The sequence below is a fragment of the Hominiventricola filiformis genome, from assembly GCF_020686965.1.
In the GTDB taxonomy this organism is placed as follows: Bacteria; Bacillota; Clostridia; order Lachnospirales; family Lachnospiraceae; genus Hominiventricola; species Hominiventricola filiformis.
On the sequence record NZ_JAJEPS010000013.1, the window covers coordinates 31,395 to 54,564 of the forward strand.

Annotated in this window: 16 protein-coding genes, 2 tRNA genes and 1 riboswitch; of the genes, 4 read left to right on the forward strand and 14 right to left on the reverse strand. The window is 46.9% G+C overall.

Translation table 11 applies throughout. The features are described from left to right. Window positions 1-54: 54 nt before the first annotated feature. On the reverse strand, window positions 55-1,632 hold the full coding sequence (guaA, locus tag LKD36_RS12490; protein WP_118770861.1) for a glutamine-hydrolyzing GMP synthase: 1,578 nt from the start codon (window positions 1,630-1,632) through the stop codon (window positions 55-57). Between the two features lie 134 nt (window positions 1,633-1,766). Continuing rightward, window positions 1,767-2,990 carry a serine/threonine transporter SstT gene (gene sstT, locus LKD36_RS12495; RefSeq protein WP_308459774.1) on the reverse strand — a complete coding sequence of 408 codons (1,224 nt, stop codon included), beginning with the start codon at window positions 2,988-2,990 and terminating at the stop codon, window positions 1,767-1,769. Between the two features lie 183 nt (window positions 2,991-3,173). Here sstT and spoIIID point away from each other — a divergent pair, with 183 nt between their 5' ends. The 3 genes from spoIIID (at window position 3,174) to LKD36_RS12510 (ending at window position 3,662) form a co-directional block, all read left to right on the forward strand. Continuing rightward, window positions 3,174-3,428: a sporulation transcriptional regulator SpoIIID gene (gene spoIIID, locus LKD36_RS12500; protein ID WP_118770863.1), complete on the forward strand. Its 255-nt coding sequence runs from the start codon at window positions 3,174-3,176 to the stop codon at window positions 3,426-3,428. A 67-nt stretch (window positions 3,429-3,495) separates the two neighbouring features. Further along, window positions 3,496-3,568 (forward strand) — tRNA-Val (locus tag LKD36_RS12505). Between the two features lie 20 nt (window positions 3,569-3,588). Beyond that, window positions 3,589-3,662 (forward strand) — tRNA-Met (locus tag LKD36_RS12510). A 52-nt stretch (window positions 3,663-3,714) separates the two neighbouring features. On the opposite strand, the gene LKD36_RS12515 is transcribed toward LKD36_RS12510, so the two are convergent. The 4 genes from LKD36_RS12515 to pepV are packed head-to-tail and all read right to left on the reverse strand — an operon-like array spanning window position 3,715 to window position 8,838. Further along, window positions 3,715-5,091: a transglutaminase-like domain-containing protein gene (locus LKD36_RS12515; RefSeq protein WP_118770864.1), complete on the reverse strand. Its 1,377-nt coding sequence runs from the start codon at window positions 5,089-5,091 to the stop codon at window positions 3,715-3,717. An 18-nt stretch (window positions 5,092-5,109) separates the two neighbouring features. Beyond that, window positions 5,110-6,291, reverse strand: coding sequence for a DUF819 family protein (locus tag LKD36_RS12520; RefSeq protein ID WP_118770865.1), 1,182 nt, complete (start codon window positions 6,289-6,291; stop codon window positions 5,110-5,112). Between the two features lie 27 nt (window positions 6,292-6,318). Beyond that, window positions 6,319-7,413 (reverse strand): dipeptide epimerase, encoded by a 1,095-nt coding sequence (locus LKD36_RS12525; RefSeq protein ID WP_118770866.1) that lies wholly within the window; start codon window positions 7,411-7,413, stop codon window positions 6,319-6,321. Between the two features lie 54 nt (window positions 7,414-7,467). Next, a complete protein-coding gene (pepV, locus tag LKD36_RS12530; protein ID WP_308459775.1) occupies window positions 7,468-8,838 on the reverse strand; it encodes a dipeptidase PepV in 1,371 nt (456 codons plus the stop codon). A gap of 148 nt (window positions 8,839-8,986) precedes the next feature. Here pepV and LKD36_RS12535 point away from each other — a divergent pair, with 148 nt between their 5' ends. Further along, complete coding sequence (locus LKD36_RS12535; RefSeq protein ID WP_308459776.1) at window positions 8,987-10,378, forward strand: alanine/glycine:cation symporter family protein; 1,392 nt, start codon at window positions 8,987-8,989, stop codon at window positions 10,376-10,378. A gap of 76 nt (window positions 10,379-10,454) precedes the next feature. On the opposite strand, the gene LKD36_RS12540 is transcribed toward LKD36_RS12535, so the two are convergent. The 8 genes from LKD36_RS12540 to LKD36_RS12575 all read right to left on the reverse strand — a co-directional run bounded on the left by LKD36_RS12540 (window position 10,455) and on the right by LKD36_RS12575 (window position 22,918). Next, window positions 10,455-10,886 carry a hypothetical protein gene (locus tag LKD36_RS12540; protein WP_118770869.1) on the reverse strand — a complete coding sequence of 144 codons (432 nt, stop codon included), beginning with the start codon at window positions 10,884-10,886 and terminating at the stop codon, window positions 10,455-10,457. A 38-nt stretch (window positions 10,887-10,924) separates the two neighbouring features. Next, on the reverse strand, window positions 10,925-12,259 hold the full coding sequence (locus LKD36_RS12545; RefSeq protein ID WP_308459777.1) for an FtsW/RodA/SpoVE family cell cycle protein: 1,335 nt from the start codon (window positions 12,257-12,259) through the stop codon (window positions 10,925-10,927). Between the two features lie 2 nt (window positions 12,260-12,261). Further along, entirely contained in the window at window positions 12,262-12,591 is a 330-nt protein-coding gene (locus LKD36_RS12550) for a PadR family transcriptional regulator (protein ID WP_118770871.1), read from the reverse strand. Window positions 12,592-12,686: 95 nt separating this feature from the next. Then, complete coding sequence (locus tag LKD36_RS12555) at window positions 12,687-13,127, reverse strand: hypothetical protein (RefSeq protein ID WP_308459778.1); 441 nt, start codon at window positions 13,125-13,127, stop codon at window positions 12,687-12,689. Between the two features lie 2 nt (window positions 13,128-13,129). After that, entirely contained in the window at window positions 13,130-13,972 is an 843-nt protein-coding gene (locus tag LKD36_RS12560; RefSeq protein ID WP_308459779.1) for a TrmH family RNA methyltransferase, read from the reverse strand. 71 nt (window positions 13,973-14,043) lie between these two features. Next, a complete protein-coding gene (locus LKD36_RS12565) occupies window positions 14,044-21,477 on the reverse strand; it encodes a SpaA isopeptide-forming pilin-related protein (protein WP_308459780.1) in 7,434 nt (2,477 codons plus the stop codon). A gap of 249 nt (window positions 21,478-21,726) precedes the next feature. Beyond that, the gene (locus tag LKD36_RS12570; RefSeq protein WP_308459781.1) at window positions 21,727-21,945 is read right to left on the reverse strand and encodes a hypothetical protein; all 219 of its coding nucleotides are present in this window, start codon (window positions 21,943-21,945) and stop codon (window positions 21,727-21,729) included. Between the two features lie 25 nt (window positions 21,946-21,970). Further along, window positions 21,971-22,918 (reverse strand): cation diffusion facilitator family transporter, encoded by a 948-nt coding sequence (locus LKD36_RS12575; protein WP_308459782.1) that lies wholly within the window; start codon window positions 22,916-22,918, stop codon window positions 21,971-21,973. Window positions 22,919-22,995: 77 nt separating this feature from the next. Then, window positions 22,996-23,095: riboswitch (NiCo riboswitch) on the reverse strand. Between the last annotated feature and the right edge of the window lie 75 nt (window positions 23,096-23,170).

The following is a 23,170-nucleotide window of genomic DNA, read 5'->3' on the forward strand; positions in this document are numbered from 1 at the left end:
CTTCTTGAAGTGCTGCAAACCCGCATAAATACTGGGTTCTTAAAGCATTTCAAATTATTCAAATTCAATCGTTCCAGGTGGCTTACTGGTCAGATCATAGAATACTCTGTTCACTCCACGTACTTCATTAATAATTCTGCTCATGACACCCTGCAATACTGCAAATGGAATCTCTGCTGCTTCTGCGGTCATGAAGTCAATGGTATTGACTGCGCGCAGTGCCACTGCATAGTCATAGGTTCTCTCGTCACCCATAACGCCTACGGAACGCATATTGGTCAGAGCTGCAAAATACTGATTCGGCAGCCATTTCGGGTTCTCGCCATGCTCTTCCTTATAGGCTGCGGCAGCCTTATCTACTTCATCACGATAAATATAGTCTGCATCCTGTACGATCCGTACTTTCTCCGCTGTTACTTCGCCGATAATACGAATACCAAGTCCCGGTCCCGGGAATGGCTGACGGAATACCAGCTTCTCCGGAATGCCAAGCTCCAGTCCGGCTTTGCGGACTTCATCCTTGAACAGATCGCGGAGTGGCTCGATGATCTCCTTAAAGTCTACGAAATCCGGAAGACCGCCTACATTATGATGAGATTTGATCACCGCAGATTCTCCGCCAAGACCACTCTCTACCACGTCCGGATAAATAGTTCCCTGTGCCAGGAAGTCAACGGCACCAATCTTCTTTGCTTCTTCCTCAAAGATACGAATGAACTCTTCGCCGATGATCTTACGTTTTGCTTCCGGCTCGGTAACACCTGCCAGCTTCTTGTAATATCTCTCCTGTGCATTGACACGGATAAAGTTCAGGTCGAACTGACCATTCGGTCCGAATACGTTCTCTACCTCATCTCCTTCATCTTTACGAAGAAGACCATGATCTACAAATACACAGGTCAGCTGTTTTCCAATTGCTCTGGAAAGAAGACCTGCTGCTACGGAAGAATCCACACCACCAGATAAAGCCAACAGTACGCGGCCATCGCCGACTTTCTCACGAATCTCTTTTACCGTATGTTCTACGAATGCATCCATCTTCCAGTCTCCGGCACATCCGCAGACATTTTTCACGAAGTTATTGATCATCTTCGTGCCTTCTGCTGTATGGAGTACTTCCGGGTGAAACTGAATTGCATACAGTTTTTCAGCCTCATTTTCAGCAGCCGCTACCGGACAGTCTGCCGTATGAGCAGAAATCTCAAATCCCGGAGCAATTTTTGAAATATAATCAAAATGACTCATCCAGCAGATCGTCTTCGGGGATACTCCCTCAAACACCTTGGAGTCCTTTTTGTCAATGATTACTTCTGTCTTACCGTATTCTCTTACCTCTGCACGCTCTACTTTTCCGCCAAGTACATGAGACATAAGCTGTGCACCATAGCAGAGACCAAGTACCGGAACTCCCAGTTTAAACAGCTCCTCTGTATAAGTCGGTGAATCCGGCTCATAACAACTGTTCGGTCCTCCTGTCAGGATAATTCCCTTCGGATTCATTGCCTTGATTTTCTCAATATCAGTTCTGTAAGAATAAATCTCACAGTATACATTACACTCTCTGACACGTCTTGCCACAAGCTGGTTGTACTGTCCACCGAAATCGAGAACGATCACCATTTCTCTGTTCAATCCGCTTTTCCTCCTAATTTCTCTCAATTGTCCTTATTATAGATTATGGGATATTTTCTGACAACCCCAAAACCGAATTTTATCCAATGATCGAAGAAATAAAAATGTCGGATCCCAACGCTTCACAGTGCCATTTAAAAACGGATTTCTTTTCCTTCTTTTCTCCACTGTCTAAACTCTGCAGATGCAGATAACAGCAGGTCAGATGAGGAATTCAGTGCGGTTTCCACAGAGTCCTGAATGACTCCGATGATAAATCCGACACCAACTACCTGCATGGCAATATCATTCGGAATACCGAACAGTGAGCATGCCATCGGAATCAGAAGCAGGGAACCGCCTGCCACACCAGATGCTCCGCAGGCAGCCAGGGTTGCCAGCACACTCAAAATAACTGCACTCGGAATATCCACCGCAATTCCCAGCGTATGTGCAGTTGCCAGTGCCATAACGGTAATCGTAATAGCTGCACCATCCATATTGATGGTTGCTCCCAGCGGGATTGTTACGGAGTAAGTATCTTTATCAAGTCCCATCTCCTCGCATGCTTCCATATTAATCGGAATATTTGCTGCAGAGCTTCTGGTAAAGAATGCCGTGATTGCACTCTTCTTCAGGCATCTGAAAATAAGCGGAAACGGATTCTGACGGATACACCAGAATACCAGAACCGGATTGCTGACAAAATAAATAAACAGCATGGAGCCTACCAGTACCAGCAACAGTTTTCCATATTCGGTAAAAATGGAAAGTCCGTTGGTAGATACCGTGTTAAATACCAGTCCCATAATACCAAGCGGTGCAAAGCTGACGATCCAGGTAACAACTTTTGAAAGGCCATTGGAAATGTCATCGAACATTTTCTTGGTCTCTTCTTTTGCTCCTCTTAAGCCGATTCCAAACAAAACAGCCCATGCAAGGATACCAATATAATTTGCATTGATAATAGAAGCTACTGGATTACTGACAATGTTCATCAGCAGGGATTTCATCACTTCTGCGATTCCCTGCGGTGCAGACAGGTCCGTTGCTGCATCTGCCAGAGTCAGGGTTACCGGAAATGCAAAGGATGCAATCACCGCAACCAGTGCTGCCAGAAATGTGCTGAACATATACAGAATAATAACGGTTTTAATGACACCTCCGTGGCTTTTTCCGGAGTGGCATAAGGAACTGATAATCAGGAAAAATACAAGGAGCGGCGCAACCGCTTTCAATGCTCCAACAAATACATCTCCAAACAATGCGATTCCAGTTGCGGATGGGCATGCCATCCCAAGGACAGCACCAAGAACCAGGCCTGCCACGATTCGTTTTACCAGGCTTACACTGGTCCATGCTTCGTAAATCTTCTTCATAACGACTCTTCTTTCTCTCTTGTATTCCGCTATTTGTTCACGCGGATATTTCAAGTATACACAATAGCGTTTAAAAGTACAAATGTTTTTTTCTCGCGGACAATTCTGTATAAAATGTCTTTCTGTAATACTCCTTATTCCCTCTGCATAAATTGTAAAAACAGTTAAATCCGGGGGTTTTCTTTGAAAGAATATATTGAAGAGCGAGCTGTGGCCATCGCCAATTATATTATTGCCAACAATGCCACTGTACGGCAGACTGCCCAGAATTTCGGAGTGAGCAAATCCACGGTTCACAAAGACTGCGTGGAACGTATGAACGAAATCAATGCCTCGCTGGCCGCTGAAGTCCGTAAAGTGCTGGACATCAACAAATCAGAACGCCATATTCGAGGCGGACTTGCTACAAGGAAAAAATATCTTCAAAAAAAGTATTGACATTTTTATAGAAATAGCTATATAATATACAAGCAGTCTTGATTGAGCACATTGAGATTGCTTGCATGGGGTCTTAGCTCAGCTGGGAGAGCATCTGCCTTACAAGCAGAGGGTCATAGGTTCGAGCCCTATAGGCCCCATCATTTATGCAATTTCATATGGCGAGATAGCTCAGTTGGCTAGAGCACACGGTTCATACCCGTGGTGTCGAGGGTTCGAATCCCCCTCTCGCTACTAAGAAGACCGAAAGCAGTTTGCTTCCGGTCTTTTTCGTTTCTCTAAGTATTTAAAGGTCACTGCATTCCAGCACTTCTTTTTTCCTTATAAATTCACTGTACTGAAGTCCCCTGCCATCAAGCTCCATCTCTCCCACCTGATTGTCATAAGGATCTGCCCTCCAGCCATCCTTAGATACATCAAAATCTGCCTGAAATTCCGTGTTGGCCGTCATCCGGTAAGGATCCAGATTTCCAAAATAATGAACTCTGCGTTTTTCATCTCCGCGCTGTGCTGCGTCTCCTCCATAGGAAACATCTGCATAAAGCCAGCCGTAAGGTTCCACATAAAATCTTGCCCAGTCATGGGCACCGCAAAAGCCCGGCTCGGCTGCCCAGCCGCTCTCCCATTTTGCCGGAATGCCGGCACACCGGCACAGGGTAATAAATAACAGCGTCTGTACGCCACAGTCTCCAGTCAGATTTCTGGCACAGTTTTCCGCAATGGATTCCTGGCTGAAATAGGCTGGCATAAAGGAATACCGAACTTTCATTGTCACAAAATCATAAAACCGTCTTGCTTTTTCAAGAGGCGTCTCTGCACCATCTCCAAGCGTCCGCATCAATTCACGAATATAGGGCGTAAACAGAATATGTGGTGCCTGTTCCCGAAGCCATTGTTTTTCTGACTCCGGTACGAAAACAGACGTTTTTTCCGGATTTGCGAACAATTCTTTATAAACTGCTGTTCTTATATAGGAAAATTCTACTTCAAAGGGGTGATTTTTCTCCATAGTTTCTTCCCAGAATACCACTCTTTGCGGTGCATTTTCAGGAGAAATATACATGGGAACCGGTGTCACTTTTTCAATACGAATTTCCGTCTGGGAATCGCAGGCACAGGGAATGGGAAGATAAGCCCGCACTACCGCTCCTTTTCGAAAACCCTCATCCTTTAACTGCACTGAGGATCTGCAGTAAAAACGTTTTTCTGCTTTTCCATCCCGGTGCATAGCCTCTATCGCTTCCTGAAAATACCGTCCATTTCGAGGAGCGGTCTCTTTTCCGGCCCGTCCGGCCATCTCCGGATCGGTCCTGCATAGATTTTCAAAGAACCGGTCAAAATACCGCTTTTCTCCATTCTGATAGATCCAGCGGATCCGAAACTTCCGTTCCAGCTGATCAAATTCTTCCTCCGAAAAATCAGGAACTTCTTTCCTGGCAACGGCAAGGGCTTCCTCTCTGGTATATGGAAAATCAGAAGGAAGACGCCGGAGCATCTCCGCTTCTGTCGTAAGACAATGTCTCATGGCATCCGGGAGGTCCGGCGTTAAAAGATAACTTTCCATATCCTGCAGGGCGCCCTCAAAATCACCGAATAATTTCTTCCGATTAATTCTTTCCGGCAGCCCCATCTGCAGATACTGAAATGTATGATTAATATTCATTCGTCTTCCTCACATATCTTATACAAAGAGATGTAAAATAGCTCCCATTCCAAGTCCGAAGAAGTTTCCGAGAGCAGCTCCCAGCACTCCCATCAGAACTCCGATACCTGCATAAGACTCATGATATGCACACGCAATGATCGGTGCAGATGCAGATCCACCAATGTTTGCAACAGATGCGGTGGAGCACATGCAGAGATCCCAGTGGAATACTTTAGAGAGCAGGAACATAAGCACTACATGAACGATCAGTACAAAAATACCAAATACCACCCACATCGGAGCGGATACCAGATCAGTAAGTGTTGCAACAGATGCCAGCAGGGATACGACTGCATACAGGTAAACGTTGGAAAGTTCCTCCACTGCCGGAAGTTTTCCAAGCGGTGTCATAGCACAGATCAGACCAAGTACGGTTACAAATACAGTTGTACAGGTTCCTTTATCAAACATCGCAAGTCCTGCACCGGAAAGACCGCCCTGCATGGCTGCGCCAACCCACTGTGCCAGTGCGGAGACTGCCAGGGAAATACCGATAAGGAAAATCCAGTCTGCATAGGATGCATGCTGTTTTTCTTTTGCGACTTCCGCATTGGCAGCCTCTGCCACTGCTTTCAGTTTGGAAGTATCCGCCTTAACTGCATTATCCCATTTGTTGGAGTAACGAACCATCAGAAGAAGAAGGGCAATCCACAAAGAATAGCACACCGTATCCAGTGCCAGCGCACATCCGTAAGCACCTGCATCAACCGGCAGTGCATCCTGCATAGCAGCCATGTTGGCACTTCCGCCTACCCAGGAAGCATAGAGCGCTGCGGTAGCACCCCAGGTATCTGCACCGAGGAATCCTTTGAAAATCGGATAGCCGATGATAAATCCAATACCGATGGTAAAGGAGCATCCCAGGAAGATAGCAATCATACGGCCGGACAGTTTTGCCAGCTTGCGGAAATCGCAACGAAGCAGCATAACAAAGATCATGGCATAAAGAATGTTGTTCTTTAATGCACTGTAAGCAGCGCTGCATGCATCGGAGCTGTAAAGTCCTGCAGTACAGAAAATCATGTTCAGCACATAGATCCATACCAGAGGCGGAACTACATTAAATACTTTCCATTTTGCATATTTCTGAAGAGCCAGAAGACCGCCTGCGATAAACATCAGGACTGCCAGATAGGTAAAACCATTTGTAATAACCATAACATTTCCCCCTTTTATTATGTTGGTTTACAGATACTGAATCTTGCCCGGTTCAATTCCCTTGATGCCAAGTCCCGGTTCATCGGATACGGTAATATTTTTCTCATTAAATACTGCACCGCCGATAATCGGGTCTTCGCTGCAGAGCACCGGACCGTCCAGATCGATTTTGGTAATAATTTTCTTCGCACAGGCCAGTTCCACTGCTGCGTTGACAGAAATCTTTGCTTCCAGCATGCAGCCCAGCATGCACTCTACGCCATAAACTTCAGCCGCGGACACAATCTTCAGTGCATTGTAAAGACCGCCGCATTTCATCAATTTAATATTGACCAGATCTGCCGCACGCATCTGCATGATCTTTACCGCATCCTCCGGCGAGAAGACACTCTCATCTGCCAGTACCGGAACATAACTGTTCTCCGTTACATATTTCAGGCCTTCCAGATCATGAGCTTTTACCGGCTGCTCTACCAGCTCAATCTGAAGACCTTTCTCCTGCATGCCATTCAGAATGCGGACTGCCTCTTTTGGCTCCCACGCTGTGTTGGCATCAATTCGGATGCAGACATCATCACCGACTGCTTTTCTGACTGCTGCCAGACGGTCGATATCCAGCTTCGGGTTCACACCGACTTTGATTTTCAGGCAGTCATAACCGCGCTGAATCGCATTGATGGCATCGGCTGCCATGGTTTCCGGATCATTGACACTGATGGTGATATCGGTCACAATATTCTTTCTTGCGCCGCCCATAAGTTTATACACCGGAATCTTATACAGCTGTCCATACAGATCCCACAGTGCAATGTCCACAGCCGCTTTGGCGGAACTGTTTTTTACCACACATTTCTGTACTTTCTGCAGTACATCCTCAAAATCATCCACATCCATACCGATAATACTTTTTGCAATGTGATCCTGGATAGCTCCGATAATAGCCCCTGTCGTATCTCCGGTAATGGCTCCCGTAGGCGGTGCCTCGCCATATCCGGTGTGTCCCGTGTCCGTGTGGATCTCAACAACGACGTCCTCCACACTGTCGACACTTCGCAGGGCAGTTTTAAAAGGAACCCGTAACGGGACTGATATCTTACCCAGACGAACTTCTGTAATCTTCATGTCTCTTCCTCTCCATTCTCTATATTGATCTTTCGCTGCTGCAAAAGGATCTCTCTATTTTGCCAGCCGGTACATGGCCTCCGCAATGATCTGTGCATTTTTCATGAGCTTCTCCACTTCGATAAACTCATCCGGCTTATGTTCCCGGACTTCATCCCCCGGAAAGATCGGGCCGAACGCTACGATATTGGGAATTGCCTTCGCATAAGTACCGCCGCCGATGGACTTTGGTATGGGTTCAAGTCCCGTATGATCTGCATATACCCCCAGCAGTGTCTGAACCAGTTCGCTTTCTTCCGGCACATACAAACTCTTCTTATGCCGCTCCCCGGTCTTTGTAAATCCGGCATCCGCAAATGCCTGCTCCAGAATTTGGGCACAGTCCTCATAAGATTTGGTCACCGGATACCGGTAATTAATCTCCAGTGCCGCGCTGTGGTCATCCCCTTCCAGCGTCCCCAGATTCAGGGACAAATTTCCGGAAATCTCATCGGCCATCTCAATACCAAGAGAAGTTCCCTTTGTCTCCAATCCAATCTTTTCTTCCAGGAACCGCACCCACCGATCTGCTTCTTCAGAAAGCGGCAGCTCACACAGCGCTTCCAGCAATAATCCGATGGCATTCACGCCCAGCTCTGGTGTTGCGCCGTGCGCGCTAAGTCCGGCTGCGGTGATCTGAACACCCTCCTCCGTCTTCTCATACTGAATCCGGTCATCCGACTTCTTTAATAAAGAAGCAGCCAGTTCTGCCGGGCAGACAACTTTTGCCTTTGCCTCCGCAGGTACGACATTCGGTGCCGAACCTCCGTGAATCTCCAGAATTCGGACATCTCCATCCTGTGTGTAATTTCTGGAAAAGTTCACATTGATCAGACCCTTTTCCCCGTTAATCACCGGGTACTCACCGTCCGGCGTAAATCCCATAACCGGAATCTCACCGCCGTGGCTTCGGTAATATTTCATATCGTTGGAACCGGTCTCCTCATTAGTTCCGAACAGAAGACGAATTCTTCTTCGAATAGGAAACCCGCTGTCCCGGAGCGCCGCCAGCGCATACAGTGCGGCAATGGTTGGTCCTTTATCATCCATGGCTCCCCGGCCAAAGACTTTTCCGTCACGAATCTCACCACCAAAAGGATCAAAACTCCATCCGTCCCCTTCCGGCACCACATCCAGATGTCCCAGAACGGCTACCATCTCTTCTCCTTCGCCATACTCGCACCAGCCCATCTGATGATCCAAATCTATGGTTGCAAAGCCAAGTGCTTCCGCCGTTTTCAGTGCATGATCCAGACAGTCCTGCACTCCTTTTCCATATGGATACTGCTCGGATGCTTCTCCCTGTACGCTTCGGATCCGGATGCTTTCCTGAAGGCTTTTCAGCAGCTGTTCTTCATACCCTTTCACTGCTTCCTGTAATTCCATCCTCCGTCCTCCCGTGTTTCCTTGTATTCTTGTATACAAGTTATACCAGAAATTTTATGCTTTTTTTATACTTTCGTCAACCTATACTTTCACTTTTTCATATTCTGTGATATGATTGTGAATATTTACGAAAGAAAGGACTGTTTTTATGTTAAATGCCATTGAAACCATAAATACAGCCGTCAACAACTTCATCTGGGGTGTTCCGGCCATGGTCTGCATCATCGGTGTAGGTCTGTATTTAAGTATCCGAACCGGATTTCTCCAGATTCGGAAGTTTCCATATGCCATCCGGACGACCATCGGACGAATGTTCCGCAAAAAGGATGCTTCGGACGGCGCCATTACTCCCTTTCAGGCGGTCTGCACCGCTCTGGCTGCCACCGTCGGCACCGGAAATATTGCCGGAGTTGCCGGCGCGCTTGCCATCGGTGGTCCGGGCGCAGTCTTCTGGATGTGGGTTTCTGCCCTGCTCGGTATGTGTACCAAATTTTCTGAAGTTACCCTGGCAGTCCAGTTCCGCGAAACCAATGCGGATGGAGAGCTGGTTGGCGGACCTATGTACTATATTAAGAACGGACTGCCCAAATGCTGGCACTGGCTTGCATATCTTTTTGCCGCATTCGGTGTACTGACGGTCTTCGGTACCGGAAATGCAACCCAGGTTAATACGATTACCACTGCCATCAATTCTGCCCTGACCAACTATGGTCTGCTGAAACCGGACCAGATTTCCACTTCCAATCTGATCATTGGCATCGTCATCACCATCATGATTGCCATGATTCTGTTAGGCGGCATCAAACGAATCGGTCAGGTGACCGAAAAACTGGTTCCATTCATGGCACTGCTTTATATCGTACTGGCTCTTGGTGTAATTCTTCTCAACCTTCATGTAGTTCCGAGTGTATTTGCTTCCATTATTGAAGGTGCGTTCCATCCTTCCGCAATCACCGGTGGTGTCGTGGGAAGTCTGTTCCTTAGTATGAAAAAGGGTGTTTCCAGAGGAATTTTCTCCAATGAGGCTGGTCTTGGTACCGGATCCATTGCCCATGCATGTGCCGATACCAGAAAACCTGTAAAGCAGGGAATGTTCGGTATCTTTGAGGTATTCACGGATACCATCCTGATCTGTACCCTGACCGCTCTGGTCATTCTCTGCAGCCAGGTATCCATTCCTTACGGCCAGGCGGCTGGAGCCGAACTGACCATTCAGGGCTTTACCGCCACATATGGTAACTGGGTATCCATCTTTACCGCTGTTGCCATGTGCTGTTTTGCATTCTCTACTATTCTCGGATGGGGACTTTATGGTGCACGCTGTATTGAATTTCTGTTCTCCAGCAAGGTCACCAAACCATTCATGGTTGTCTACTCCCTGGTCGCTATCCTCGGTGCTACGGCTGATCTGGGACTCATGTGGAACATTGCCGAGACCTTTAACGGTCTTATGGCCATTCCGAACCTGATTGCCCTGTTCCTGTTATCCGGAACGGTAGTTAAACTGACCAAAGCGTATTTTGCACAGGAAAATCCGTAAAACAATTATGAAATAATACAAGACCCGGAAGACTTGAACTTCGTCTTCCGGGTCATATTTTTATATTTTTAAATTCTTACGCTTCTTTTTCCGTGAATACCACGTATTCGCCGCCGTAATTGCCCCACCAGGTGCTCGGGTAATCCCCTGTCATATAGATGGTACAGAACAGCATCTCCGTTGCATTCAGCTTTGCACAAATAGAAAGTAAAATTTCATTAACAGGGAACAGTACCTGTCCTTCTTCATGCTCCATCTGATGGATGTATTCTAATTCCTGATACGTCAGCACCGTATCGATCTGCTGCCGTGCCTGCTCCGGCAATGTAAAATAGTAGAAATCCACATACATATTTTTGCAGCCGAGCATTTCCCACATTTCCATAAATTTATCCACCGCCTGAAATGCATTCATCCGGATAATCTGATTTTCATACTGCTGCATGCCATCCGTCACTTTTTCAAAATAAATGGCTCCTTCTTTTTTCAACTCTTCCACTGTCATCATGAATATTTTTCCTCCAGATTCTGCGGCACTTCTGCGCCTTATTCCGCAGATGCCGGATGCATTCGTTTTACCGGATTCCCCGGTAGGATGTCCTTATATCGATAAATGCTGAGCACCAGCCCGGTCAGGATATAAGAACTGACCATATTACTGCCGCCTGCGGAAAAGAAGGGAATGGTAATGGCTGCAGACGGAAGCAATCCCAGGTTCATGGCAAGCACCAGTCCTGACTGAGCTAAAAGCACCATACTACAGCCATAACCGACCATCATCCCCAGCTGATTTTTCTGATGAGAAGATATGTGGAACATTTTCACCCACAGAAGCAGAAGTAATGCCACTGCTGTCACCGCCGCCAGTAATCCATAGGCGGAAGTCAGACTTACGAGAATGTACTCACTGTTCCATCCCGGCAGTTTCTGCCAGACATGATTCCCTGAAGCTCCCAGTAACCGGCTTGTTCTGAGACACTCATATGCAGTCTGCGCAGCATAACTTGGCTCACCATATCCAAGCCATGCCTGTAATCTCTTTACCTGATATTCTGCAAGCATTCCCGTTCCGAGCATCATCGCCGGAGCCAGTATCATCATTCCCCATACAGCTGCCAGCATTTTCCTCGGACTGACCTGATACCAGCCCTTTCCTACTGCAATGGAGAACAATAACAGACAGATAAACAGAAGCATCACTGCCTGATTCAGTCCTGGAAGCCGAAGCACCAGAAATACCGGCAGCAATGTCCAGATCAGAAGTCCTGTAAGTCCTTTATAACTTCTTCCTCTGTAGGTGTACAGTACCGCAGCATACGCAGGAACATACAGCCAGATCATTCCAAAGGTCGGAATCATCACCGGCCCGACCCGCAGGCCATAGATTCTCCCATATACCTGTACTCCCGTAACCAGTGACAGCAGAATAAAAAGGAGAATTCCACCTGCAATCTGTCTGCTCCATTTACCAAGAACACTGTAATCAATCCGGCAGACCAGAATCATCAGCAAAAATCCGGTCACGGTATATTTCACCTGCTGATGAAACCAGTACTCCATTCCATTTATGGAATTATCTCCTGCGAGGAATAGCATGGCTCCATAGAACACAAGACTCAACACACTGATCAGGCTGACCAGTACCAGCATCTCCACCGACATATGGGGCCGATGAATCCGGTCCAGCGCCACACCAGTTTCCACAGGATCGCCCATTTCCCGGACTGCAAGCTCCAACGCCTGTTCGTGATCCGTTCCTTCTTCTTCAAAGGCTTCGGCCTGATCAAGAATATGGTCTTTTAATTCTTCCGCAATGGAATCATGTATCTTGCTGCAGCGCACCTGTTCTGTCACTGTTCTGAGGTATTCATCCATTCTCATGTTTACACCTCCATCGCCAGAACATTGCCGACTGCTTTTGAATATTCCTTCCACTCCTCTTTTTTCTGCTCCAGATGCTTTCTGCCTTCCGGAGTAATCTGATAATATTTCCGGACTTTCCCCAGCACTTCCTGCTCATAGGAATTGAGGAACTGTTTTTCTTCCAGACCGTGAAGCAGTGGATACAGCGTTCCCGCTTTCAGCTCAAATACATTTTCTGAACGTTTCTTCAGCGTATCAATCATCTCATACCCATACATGTCTTTTTCTGAAAGCAGTCTCAATATCAGCATCCCCATACTTCCGGACACCAGACTTCTGTCAATTGCCATAATAGGATCCTCCTGTCATTATATAGTTTATCTATATATAGATTAACTATATAGTATATCGACAATCTATATATGTCAATTGTTTTTCATAAAAATTATCCTTCTGCCTGGATCTCCGGCTGAAAATCATCCGTATCCCCGCAGAAATAACCACCCAGATGGCTGCTGATATATTCCATTACCTTTTTTGCCTCTTCAAAATCATCCGGGCGAATCGTCACAGCATAGGCTGTATGAAGACTGCGATCTTTCATATAAGCTTCCATGGCTTCATCTTCTGAAGCACCGCCAAGGTTCTCCATATCCACGGAGCCTGCCTCCGGAAGTTCAATCTCCACTACCTCCGCTTCTTCCCAGTATTCTGCCTTCCAGCTCTTCTCCTCTGCGAAAAGCCCATAAATCTGAGCCGGTGTAATCTCATCTTCTGCCAGATACAGCCATTCTTTCGGCATCTGCGGACCTTTCGGCGCATTGTTCTTCACAGTCGGTTTTGCAGTTTTTTTCCCATATTTTTTTCCATATGTTGTATTCTTCACCGTTATTCTCCTCCAGTACTGTTATGCTTTCCAAGCTCCCAGAATGCCACTGCGCTGGCCGCCGCTACATTCAGGGAATCCACCCCATGTGACATGGGAATTTTTACAGTATAATCGCAGCCATCTATAGTCTCCGTGAGAAGTCCTTCTCCTTCTGTTCCCAGAATGATGGCCAGTTTTTCTTCCTTCTGAAGAACCGGGTCGTCAATATTCACGGTATCATTCCGAAGCGCCATGGCAACGTTTTTGAATCCCTGCTCTCTCAAGAATGCGATACCATCCTCCGGCCACAGCATCTGCTCATCCAGAAATGCCCATGGGATCTGAAAAACCGTTCCCATACTGACTCTGATTGCCCGGCGGTACAACGGATCACTGCAGTCAGGCGTTAAGAGAACCGCATCCATATTAAGAGCTGCCGCTGATCTGAAGATAGCTCCCACATTGGTAGGATTCACGACATTTTCCAAAATGGCAATTCTTCTTGCACCTGTACATACTTCCGCAGGTGTACGAAGCGGCGGTCGTCTCATGGCACACAGCATTCCCCTGGTCAGTTTGTAGCCGGTAATCTGAGTCAGCACATCAAACTCCGCCACATAGACCGGTACCTCGCCGCAGCGCGCAATCAGTTCCTTCGCCTCTGTCTCCACATGCTTTTTCTCCGCCAGAAATGAAAGCGGAATACAGCCTGCATCCAACGCCCGTTCGATCACTCTTGGACTCTCTGCAATAAAAATCCCATTCTCCGGCTCATGACGATTCAAAAGCTGTGTTTCCCGAAGTCTCGCATAGACATCCAGCTCCGGTGCAGAAAAATCGGTAATCTCTATAATCTGCGGCATATATACTCTCCTGTTCTTCATTCACTGATATTCCCAGTATAGCATACCTGCCGCAGAATCGCTACTTTGCTTTATTTTCTTCTGCGTCTCCAGTCATAAACCGCAACTCCGATGCCAAAACTTGCCATAGATACGCAGACAAGCGCCAGCAACAGTATGGGAAATACAGCATCACCGGTATGTGCCGATTCGATCTGCTCCGGTGTACTGACCGGAATTTCCTGCTCAGTTTTTCCGTCAGAATGTTTCGTCCCTGGTTTCTGCTCAGATTTCGACTCTTCCGGCTGTTCTTCCGGCTGCGCTTGCTCAGATTCCGGTAATAACTCATTAATCAGCACAAAGACCTGCTTTTCCCCTGTGTCCTTCACTACAATTTCCATTGGTTCCGCGATCTCATATCCATCCGGAGCAGAACGTTCTTTCAGAATATAGTGGCCAATCGGTAGCTTTTCCATATAAAAGCTTTCTTCCACATGCGTAATAAACGATACCGCCTCGCTTCCATCTTCCCGAAGCAGTACAAGCTCTGCGCCTGCCAGAAACGTCTTTCCGTCACTTTCTGTCTTTCTTATTTCCACCCGGGTAATATCATCTTCCATAATAATCTGATGTGCATCCAGATCCTTCCAGTACGTGATGCCACCTGCAGTTTTCTGAATCTGCACCGTCCACTCCTGAAGCCATTCTCCATCCCCGTCTGTCTTCTGTATCAGCCGGAATGGAATTTCCTCTGCTGTCACATAACCATCTGTCGGACGTATTTCTCTTAAAAGATATATGTGTTCCTGCTCACCGGTCAGTTTTAGTCCCCGGATCTCGTGCAGTTTCTTATCTGAGATCCAGGCATCCACTATTTTTCCTGTTTCTTTTTCGATAACCGCAAGCTCTGATCCTTCCAGTTCTTCCCCATTCGTCAGATCTCGTTTGCTCACAGACACGGAAGTCTGTGTATTTCTTACTTCCTGACGGAATACAAGCACTTCTTCCCCATCCTGCCCGGTATAAGAAGCATCGAAATGATACCGTTCCGGATTCTGAAGATATCCGCTTGCCGGACAGAGTTCCTCCACATAATAATATCCGCAGGGCAGATCTGCCTCAAAAAGAACCTGACCGTCAGAGTCACTGATCACTGTTTCCAGAAGCTGATCTTTTGGGATCATCGGTTCTTCATACGGTGTCACCACCCGTTCTCCGCTGATCACATAACCATACAGATCTTCCTCAGCAAAAAGTCCGAAAACCGCACCTTCTACCGGCAGATTTTTATCACTGTATTTTACAAGTTTGATGGACACCTTCTGCCGTTCATTGATATATGGCGTGTCTTCCGCCCAGACAACCGGCACTTCCTGTCCTTCATAGACAAGTACCACGTCTTTCACCTCCGGATTTAAAAGAAAACTTCCATCACCGGCTTTCACTTCCCGGATATAATAACTTCCAAGCGGCAGATTTTTCACCGATGCGATTCCCGTCCTGTCTGTCTTGACAGTCTCTATCTTCACATCTTTTTTAAGTTTCAATGTCTCGCCCTCGCTGTTGGTCCATTCTGCATAACGTCCGGTTCCATCCGGTGTAAAAATATCATCCCGTACAAATACATCAAACTGTGCCTGCTCCACACGGCCAAACAGATACTGAAAAATCATCTTCAGCAGGTTCTGACGGATTCCGGTAAAAAATTCTCCCTCTTTGGTCACAGAGAAGCTTCCCACCGTCCGCTGGTTCTTCAAATTGTGCTCTGCAACGAGGTTATCATTTTCCACCAGAAAACGGACTTCTTCCGTGGCCGGATTCAGTTCCCGGTTTGCCTCTTTGGTTTCCTCCGAAGAAGCCTCATATCCCACATAGTTTTCCGGTGCCAGTGTCTCACGAAGTACATACTGTTTTCCGACCTCCAGTTTCTCAATCAGATGTCCTTCTTTCGTAAGCAGCGTCTCACCTTCCGGCAGTTCTTCCGGTGAGGCAAGCTCCATATAATATCCGTCTTTCTCATAGAAATAATGCAGTTCTTCCCCGGCTGCCTTTGACACCCAGCTGGCAGACGGTTTCTCCGCCAGCATCCAGGAACCATCTGCCTGCTTCCGAAGATTTCCGTGTTCATCCACAAGAATTTCCCAGATTTCCAGATAAGCACCTGGAATAGTCACGCCAGAGACGATATCTGATTTGACAAAGATATGCTTTGTCTTCTGATTTTCATATCGGATATTTGTGTGATCCTGTATCTCCACTTCCTGGGAGCCAGACTCTCCTTCATAAGAAGCATCCACTTCCACCATCTGATCCGTGGTAGTATAACCTGTCGGCGCCTCCAGCTCCCGAATGTAATACTGGCCAAGCGGCAGGTCTTCCGTAAATACCGCCCGGCCTTCTTCATCCGTCACAGCCGTAGCAATCAGCGTATTCGCCGGAATCAGAAGCCTTCCCTCATCCTGATTGACATAATGAAAGACAGTCTGGACATGACGGTAATCTGGCACGGTTTTATCCGGATTTTCCTTAATATAACTGTAAATATCCGCCCGGTTGTACAGGCCGTAGACTGCTCCTGCCAAAGGCTCTTTCGTCTCCACATCTGTCTTCTCCACTCCCATGCGGATCTTCTGACGTGCATTGACATAATCGCTGCTCACCCACTCAAAGTTCACAGTCTGCTCCTGTGGGGTAATGGAGAAATACTGTACTTCTGGATTCAGAACAAATCCATCGCCTGCAGTCACTTCCCGGATATAGTAAGAACCAATATAGAGATCTGCAAGATAAGCATAACCTGTTCTGTCTGTAGTCAGGGTCGCAATCTTCTCATCCTGATGCCATACAAGGTAAGCATCCGTATCTACCCCATATTCTTCCAAAAGTCTGCGGTCCAGTTCCTGGGTATAGATGTCTTCCGCTGCATACACCTCAAACACGGCTCCCTCAATGGGGGCATCCTGATATTCAAATACCTGATCTCTGACCTCATACTCTGCTGCATTCCAGATTCGGCGAAAATGAGATGTGCTGATCTTCTCTTTCAACGCAGTTCCTTCCCTGTCTGAAGCCCCATACAGCTTTTCACCGTGTTTGATCAGTTCCAGAATTCCTTTCTGTTCCTGATTATCCTGGCAGACTGTGCAGATCAGATTTCCATACTGATCCATCAGTGTATAGCGGTTATTTCCCATCTGTCCATCCGGATAAACCGTTGCATTGTCAATCACAAAACGGATGGATCTCTTTTCCGCTGTCTCAATTCGATAACTGAGCAGGCGATCTTCACTGGTATCAGCCAATCGCTGCTCAGCTCCGTTCTGTACATAGCCTTCCGGTGCAGTCAGTTCTGTCAGTTCATAGGAACCGGTCGGCAGTTTTGCCGGAATTGTGAGATAGCAGTCCACAATTTTCCCCTGCGCATTCTTGAGCAGCGTCGGAGTAAACGGACAGTCAACTGTCCCATACTTTTTACGGGATGCCGGTTCGTAATACCAGATATAACCATCTCTATCCTGTTTCCAGCCATTTTTCAGAAGCAGCTCATATTCTCTCTGATCCAGTGTGGCTTTTATTCGATAAGAAGCCCCCTCCTTCAACACGGTCCCCTTCACCATCTCTTCCGGAGTCAGAAGCGTTCCATCCGGTGCCATGAAGTCTGTATCTGTCTTTACCAGCCGGATATAGGTCTCTGTCCTGTTATTGGAAATATATCTGGTTTCCTGCGGAATACGTCCTTCCACTGCATTTGCCCGATATACTCCCGTGTCTTTGTAAATAGACGCATTTTGATGGTCTCCGAAGCGGATATCTCTTGCCTCACTGAAGACTTCTTTCATCACCTGTCTCGTACTGTCTGTATAGCAGACACCGCCGTCGTCTGTAATCCGTACAAAAAATGGCCGTGCCATCTCATGATTTTCGGGTGTCGTAGTCTCTACAACCACATATGTGCCAAATGGCAGTTCCGGCGAAACAAGTGCCCCTTTTTCATCAGTAAACATCTCTTTTACCAGGTATTCATTCGCGTTTCCACCTGACACGCTGGCAAGCCATCTCCGATCGCCTTCCGTCCAGGTCTCCATACTTCTCTTATAAACCGTTGCCGCACGCTCACCGGTAAAATCATAATCATAAAATTGTCGGATATCATCTGCCGACCAGGTCTTTCCGTTTTCCGGCTGTAGATGCCTGTTTCTTACCCCTGCAAGTTCCGAGACCAGATATACCGTAAATCCTGCATTTTTCACCGGAATCAGTTCGGTCTGGTACTGATTGTCCGACGTCTTTATGAGCGAAAATGCTTTCTTCTGCACATAATCACCGGTATAGATCTTCTCATGCCCGGAATCCGCATCATCCATCGTCAGAGTATTACGGTCTGAACGGGCTGTCTCATCACGAAGAATCACTCTCTGTGTCTCATCATCCCAGGTAAAAGTCAGAAAATACGTGGTCTCATCCAGCATATATCCCTCACTGGCTTTCACTTCTTTCAGTGTATATTTGCCAAGTTCAATCTGATCAAAAGAAAACATCCCATTCTTTCCGATGATTCCGGTTCTGACCAGATCACCTTTCCGGTAAATGACTCCTGTATGCCCGTCTGCATGAATGATATCTTCGGCTGCCCGCAGTTCATAGACAGCGCCTTCCAGTGCAGCATCTCCCTGCACCTGCATGCTCTCGGATTCCGTATCATATTTCTGAACGGTCACTTTTCCTTTCGTGCGTTCATTGATGATCGTTCCATGCTCCCCTGCCGACGCCGTCAGCGTCTTCAGATTGCAGTATTCCTCCTGCTCCCCTTCTTCTGTCCGGGAACCGGTGATCTCAAAATAGTAGACGGTCTTTCCTTGTGCATCATCATCTGTCCAGCCGGCCGGATGTCCGGTAATCAGTTCTGACAGTCGATCCTTCCATGCTCCGAAATATCCTTTCCGCGCCTGCTTTTCCACCAGATAAAATTTTCCCCGATTCTGTTCATTCCAGTAGATCCAGTCACTTAAATAAGTGCCGTCCACCTGTTCTTTTACGGAAATATCCTTTGGCTGATAACCGGTGGTCTCCTCATAGTCCTTCGTCAGCCGGTTGTATCGCAGAATCCGGAATACGACTTCCGACAATTTCTTTCCGGTATCCTCATCTCTTTTATCTGCCCGAATTTTGATTTTCCACGGTTCATTATAAGCCTTCAGATCTGCCGGAGCGTCAGAAGCCGCCGGATATGTTCCTGCCTGATTGTATGCATTGCCTTCCGTCAGCATGATCGTCTGTTCTCCTGTAATCTGAATGAAAAACCGGTTGGTCTTCCGGTCAATGGTATAACCATAGGGAGACCGGGTCTCCAGAATCATAAACCGTCCTTCATTAGATGGATTGTAATACAACGGACCCACTTCATAAGTTCCATCTTCCCTGTCTGTCATAAGCTTCCGATCCTCATAATGATACGGTTCATAAGAGCCTGTCTCTTTCTGATATTCATAAACAGAAAACTCCGCATCCGCCAGGGACGCGTCGCTCTGTCCGGTTACAGAATCGTGCTTGGTCACACGAATCCATGCTTCCCACGGTTTATTGTAGAAATCATGCTCCTTACTTTTTTTATTCTTTACAGTCACCTCCCAGCTATTTTCCGGATTATTGCAGTATCCATAGGGAGATGCCGTCTCTTCTGCCGTAAATTTCTTTTTCCAGCTATCTTTCCAGTCATCCAGCTCATCCTGCACCTTTTTATCCGCTTCTTCTCTGGACGCTTTTTTTGCTTCCTCCTTACTGTGATAGTAGCCTTTGCTGTCTGCATCTGCCCTCTGCTCTGCGTCCAGCGAATCCCAGTCTTTTACATATGTATAGGTGGAACCTTCCGCACTTGCTTTATGAGTCTCTTCTTCCGTATGTGTGACCATTCCATCTGTGCCGGTTCCATAGGTTTTCCCGTTGATCCGGATCTGAGCGCCTGCCAGCACCTCATTTGTCAAACCATCATACTTGGTCACAGTCACCTGCGCCTGTACTGTCACACTGTCAGATACACTGGCTGAAGTGCTGCCTGTCTCATATTCACGGCTTTCTTCTCCGCCTCCGGTCTCTCCGCCAGTTTCTCCGCCGCTGCTGCCTCCGTCGGAATAAATGTAAGTCTTGGGTAATGTTGAGGTCGATACGACCTGTGAATTAGAATTATCAGAATGGAAAATATAGTAGCTGTGTGTCCGATTCTGTGCACCGGAATAAATATTCCACACCAGTGTCGTGTATCGGTCCAGATCATCCCCATCCATGCCGGATGTGTTTAACATTGCTGCCGCACGTTCTGTCACTGCACTTTTAGAATATCCTGCAGATTTTTGATAAAGCCACAATGCAACCTGTGCACACACATAATTTACGCCTCCCAGTCTTCCATAAGAGTATGTAATAAAACCAATACCGTCGTCTCCTTTTTCATAGGTGCCGGTATCTGCTTTATAGAGATAAGTACTCCTGGCCGATTTTCCCATACTCAGGCACATGGCCGGCTGCTCACCAAGTGTCAACTTGTAGATCGTCCCATGACTGGTACCGGAATATCCGGTAGCCGATACGGACATCTTGCTCACCTGATCCCCGTTGGCAGGTGTATAAAGCATCTCATTGACTGGTGCGATTTTTTCTGTCAGTTCTGCCAGCACCTGCAGCTTCTCCGATGGTGCTTCCTCCTCTTCCAGATACTGCAGATAAAGATCACTCTCTTCCCCTGCACAGGCTCCCATCCAGAATTCATAGAGATCATCATAGCCCATTCCACAGTTTTCCAGCCGGTACAGATCATCAAGTGACAGTCCTTCATAAATCGTTCCTGCAAAATAATCCTCCGGACTGACTCCAGATTCCAGCACTTGCGTGCTCTCTTCCAGACTCTCGTCAATATAAATCTCTTTCGAGAAATCCACAATGCAGCCTTTTAAAAACTCTGCCAGATCCCGTTCATAATCATAGAGATTTTCCCACCAGGCCTCATCAAGCGCATAAAGATCTTCATAACCATTTGGAAGATATTGATCTCTCCAGACTGCCACGCTGGCCGCATCTCCTTCCTGAAAATGATACTGGCCGTCGTCCGGCTGCTCCGATTCTGCCTCCTCCGGTTCCAATTCCTCTGGTTCTGATTCCTCTGGTTCCGATTCCTCTGGTTCTGATTCCTCTGGTTCTGATTCCTCTGGTTCTGATTCCTCCGGTTCCGATTCCTCTGGTTCTGATTCCTCCGATTCTGGCTCAGGTGTCTCCTCTGATCCCTCGCCAGATTCATTTTCTGTCGAAGTGTTCTCATCCTCTCCAGATTCTTCTATCTCCGTACCCGGTGTTTCCACCTCTCCCTCTTCCGGAATTGTTATTATTTCTTCATCCGATGCTTCATCACTTATTTCCTGCAATTCTTCCAGCACCTGCTCTTCCGCAGCATACCCTCCCATTGGTACACTTCCCGCAAAAATGGCAACACTAAGAAGAAGCGCGCCTGCTCTCCGTCTGATCTCTTTCCACTTCATAAACAAACTTTCTCCTTATTTCTTAATCCCCTTCGTCTGTTTTCTGCAAATTTTTACAAGGGTATCTCCCCCTTTCGAGATGCCGTATTCATTTTCATGTAATGGGAATAGAATGCTGCAGCGAGAATACTGCCTCACCGGGGAACCCCCGTCGACTATTCATTGACAATTGATTCTTTTTCATTATACTCTGCGTATTACCCATTGTCAACAAAAACCGCCATATCTGAATTGATATGACGGTTTTCTTTAAAACACAGTCTTCACAAACCATGTAATGATTCCCACAACCAGCAAAATCGGCAGTGCAATATACATAAGTCCTGCCATCACTAGTCCTATAAGAATCAGCGGAAAAAATACGAGGGTAAACAGAATTTTCGTAACTCCCCATGTCATTTTCACCGCAAAAAAGATCAGTTTTCCAAAAACTGCAATCATTAATAGAAGAAAAATAAGTGTCCACATACGAACTTCCTCCTGCCTTTGTGTCTTATGCCTGTACGTTCACTCTTTGTTCGATGCAGTCATCTACCGGATTCACATGTACCATACAATGTTTCACGTCTGCAAAGTCCTGTTCAATCTTATGGTGAACTTTTTCTGCAATATCGTGAGCTTCATTTAATGACAGGTTTCCATCTGTAGCAATCTCAATATCCACATATACTTTGGAACCAAAGAGACGTGTCTGGAGAAGATCAACTCGCTTCACTCCATCCACATTAAGAATCGTCTCTCTCATCTTTTCTTCTGTATGCTCATCGCAGGAATGGTCCACCATTTTATCAATGGCATCCCTGAAAATGTCCACAGATGCTTTTGCGATCAGGACACAGATCACTACACTGGCCAGCGGATCGAGAATCGGAAATCCCATCCGTGCTCCGAGGATACCGATAAATGCGCCGACAGAAGACATTGCATCTGAACGATGATGCCATGCATCTGCCATCAACGCTCCGGAATTAATTTTTCTGGCTGCTCCACGAGTATACCAGAACATCCACTCTTTGACAACGACAGATATCACTGCTGCTGCCAGAGCCAGCATACCCGGAATGGCAATGGCTGCGCCGGATGTACTTTTCATAATATTTTCCACGCCGCTCAAACCGATTCCAAGGCCGGTAGCAAGCAGCAGGCCGGAGAGAATAATAGATGATACGCATTCCATTCTCTCATGTCCATACTGGTGCTCCTGGTCCGATTTTTTACCGGACAGTTTCACACCCACAATTACGATCAGGGTACTCCCCACATCTGATGCTGAATGTACCGCATCGGAAATCATGGCTCCTGAATGCGCCACAATACCGGCGATCAATTTGAGGACCGAGAGAATCAGATTAACCAAAATACTGATTCCCGATACTTTCATGGCAATTTTGTTTTCTTCTGACATTGTTTGTTTTGCTTCATTATTTACCGTGTGTTCCATAACTAGGACCTCCTTAATACACATTCAGGTAAGAGTATTCCCGCCAAAGACAGAAAAAGACATACCTGCGGAACATACACTGTCCCACAGATATGTCTCTGATTCGCTCATATCTGCTGCCGCATCTGCGGCCCGGCCCCACGCCTCTTTCGGCATCGCCTGCTCAGTTTGTACTGTTGATCTCGCATCCTCGTTCGAATGTAATGCAGTGCAAAGAGAATTTCTTTATGATTTTTAGATCATATACTACAG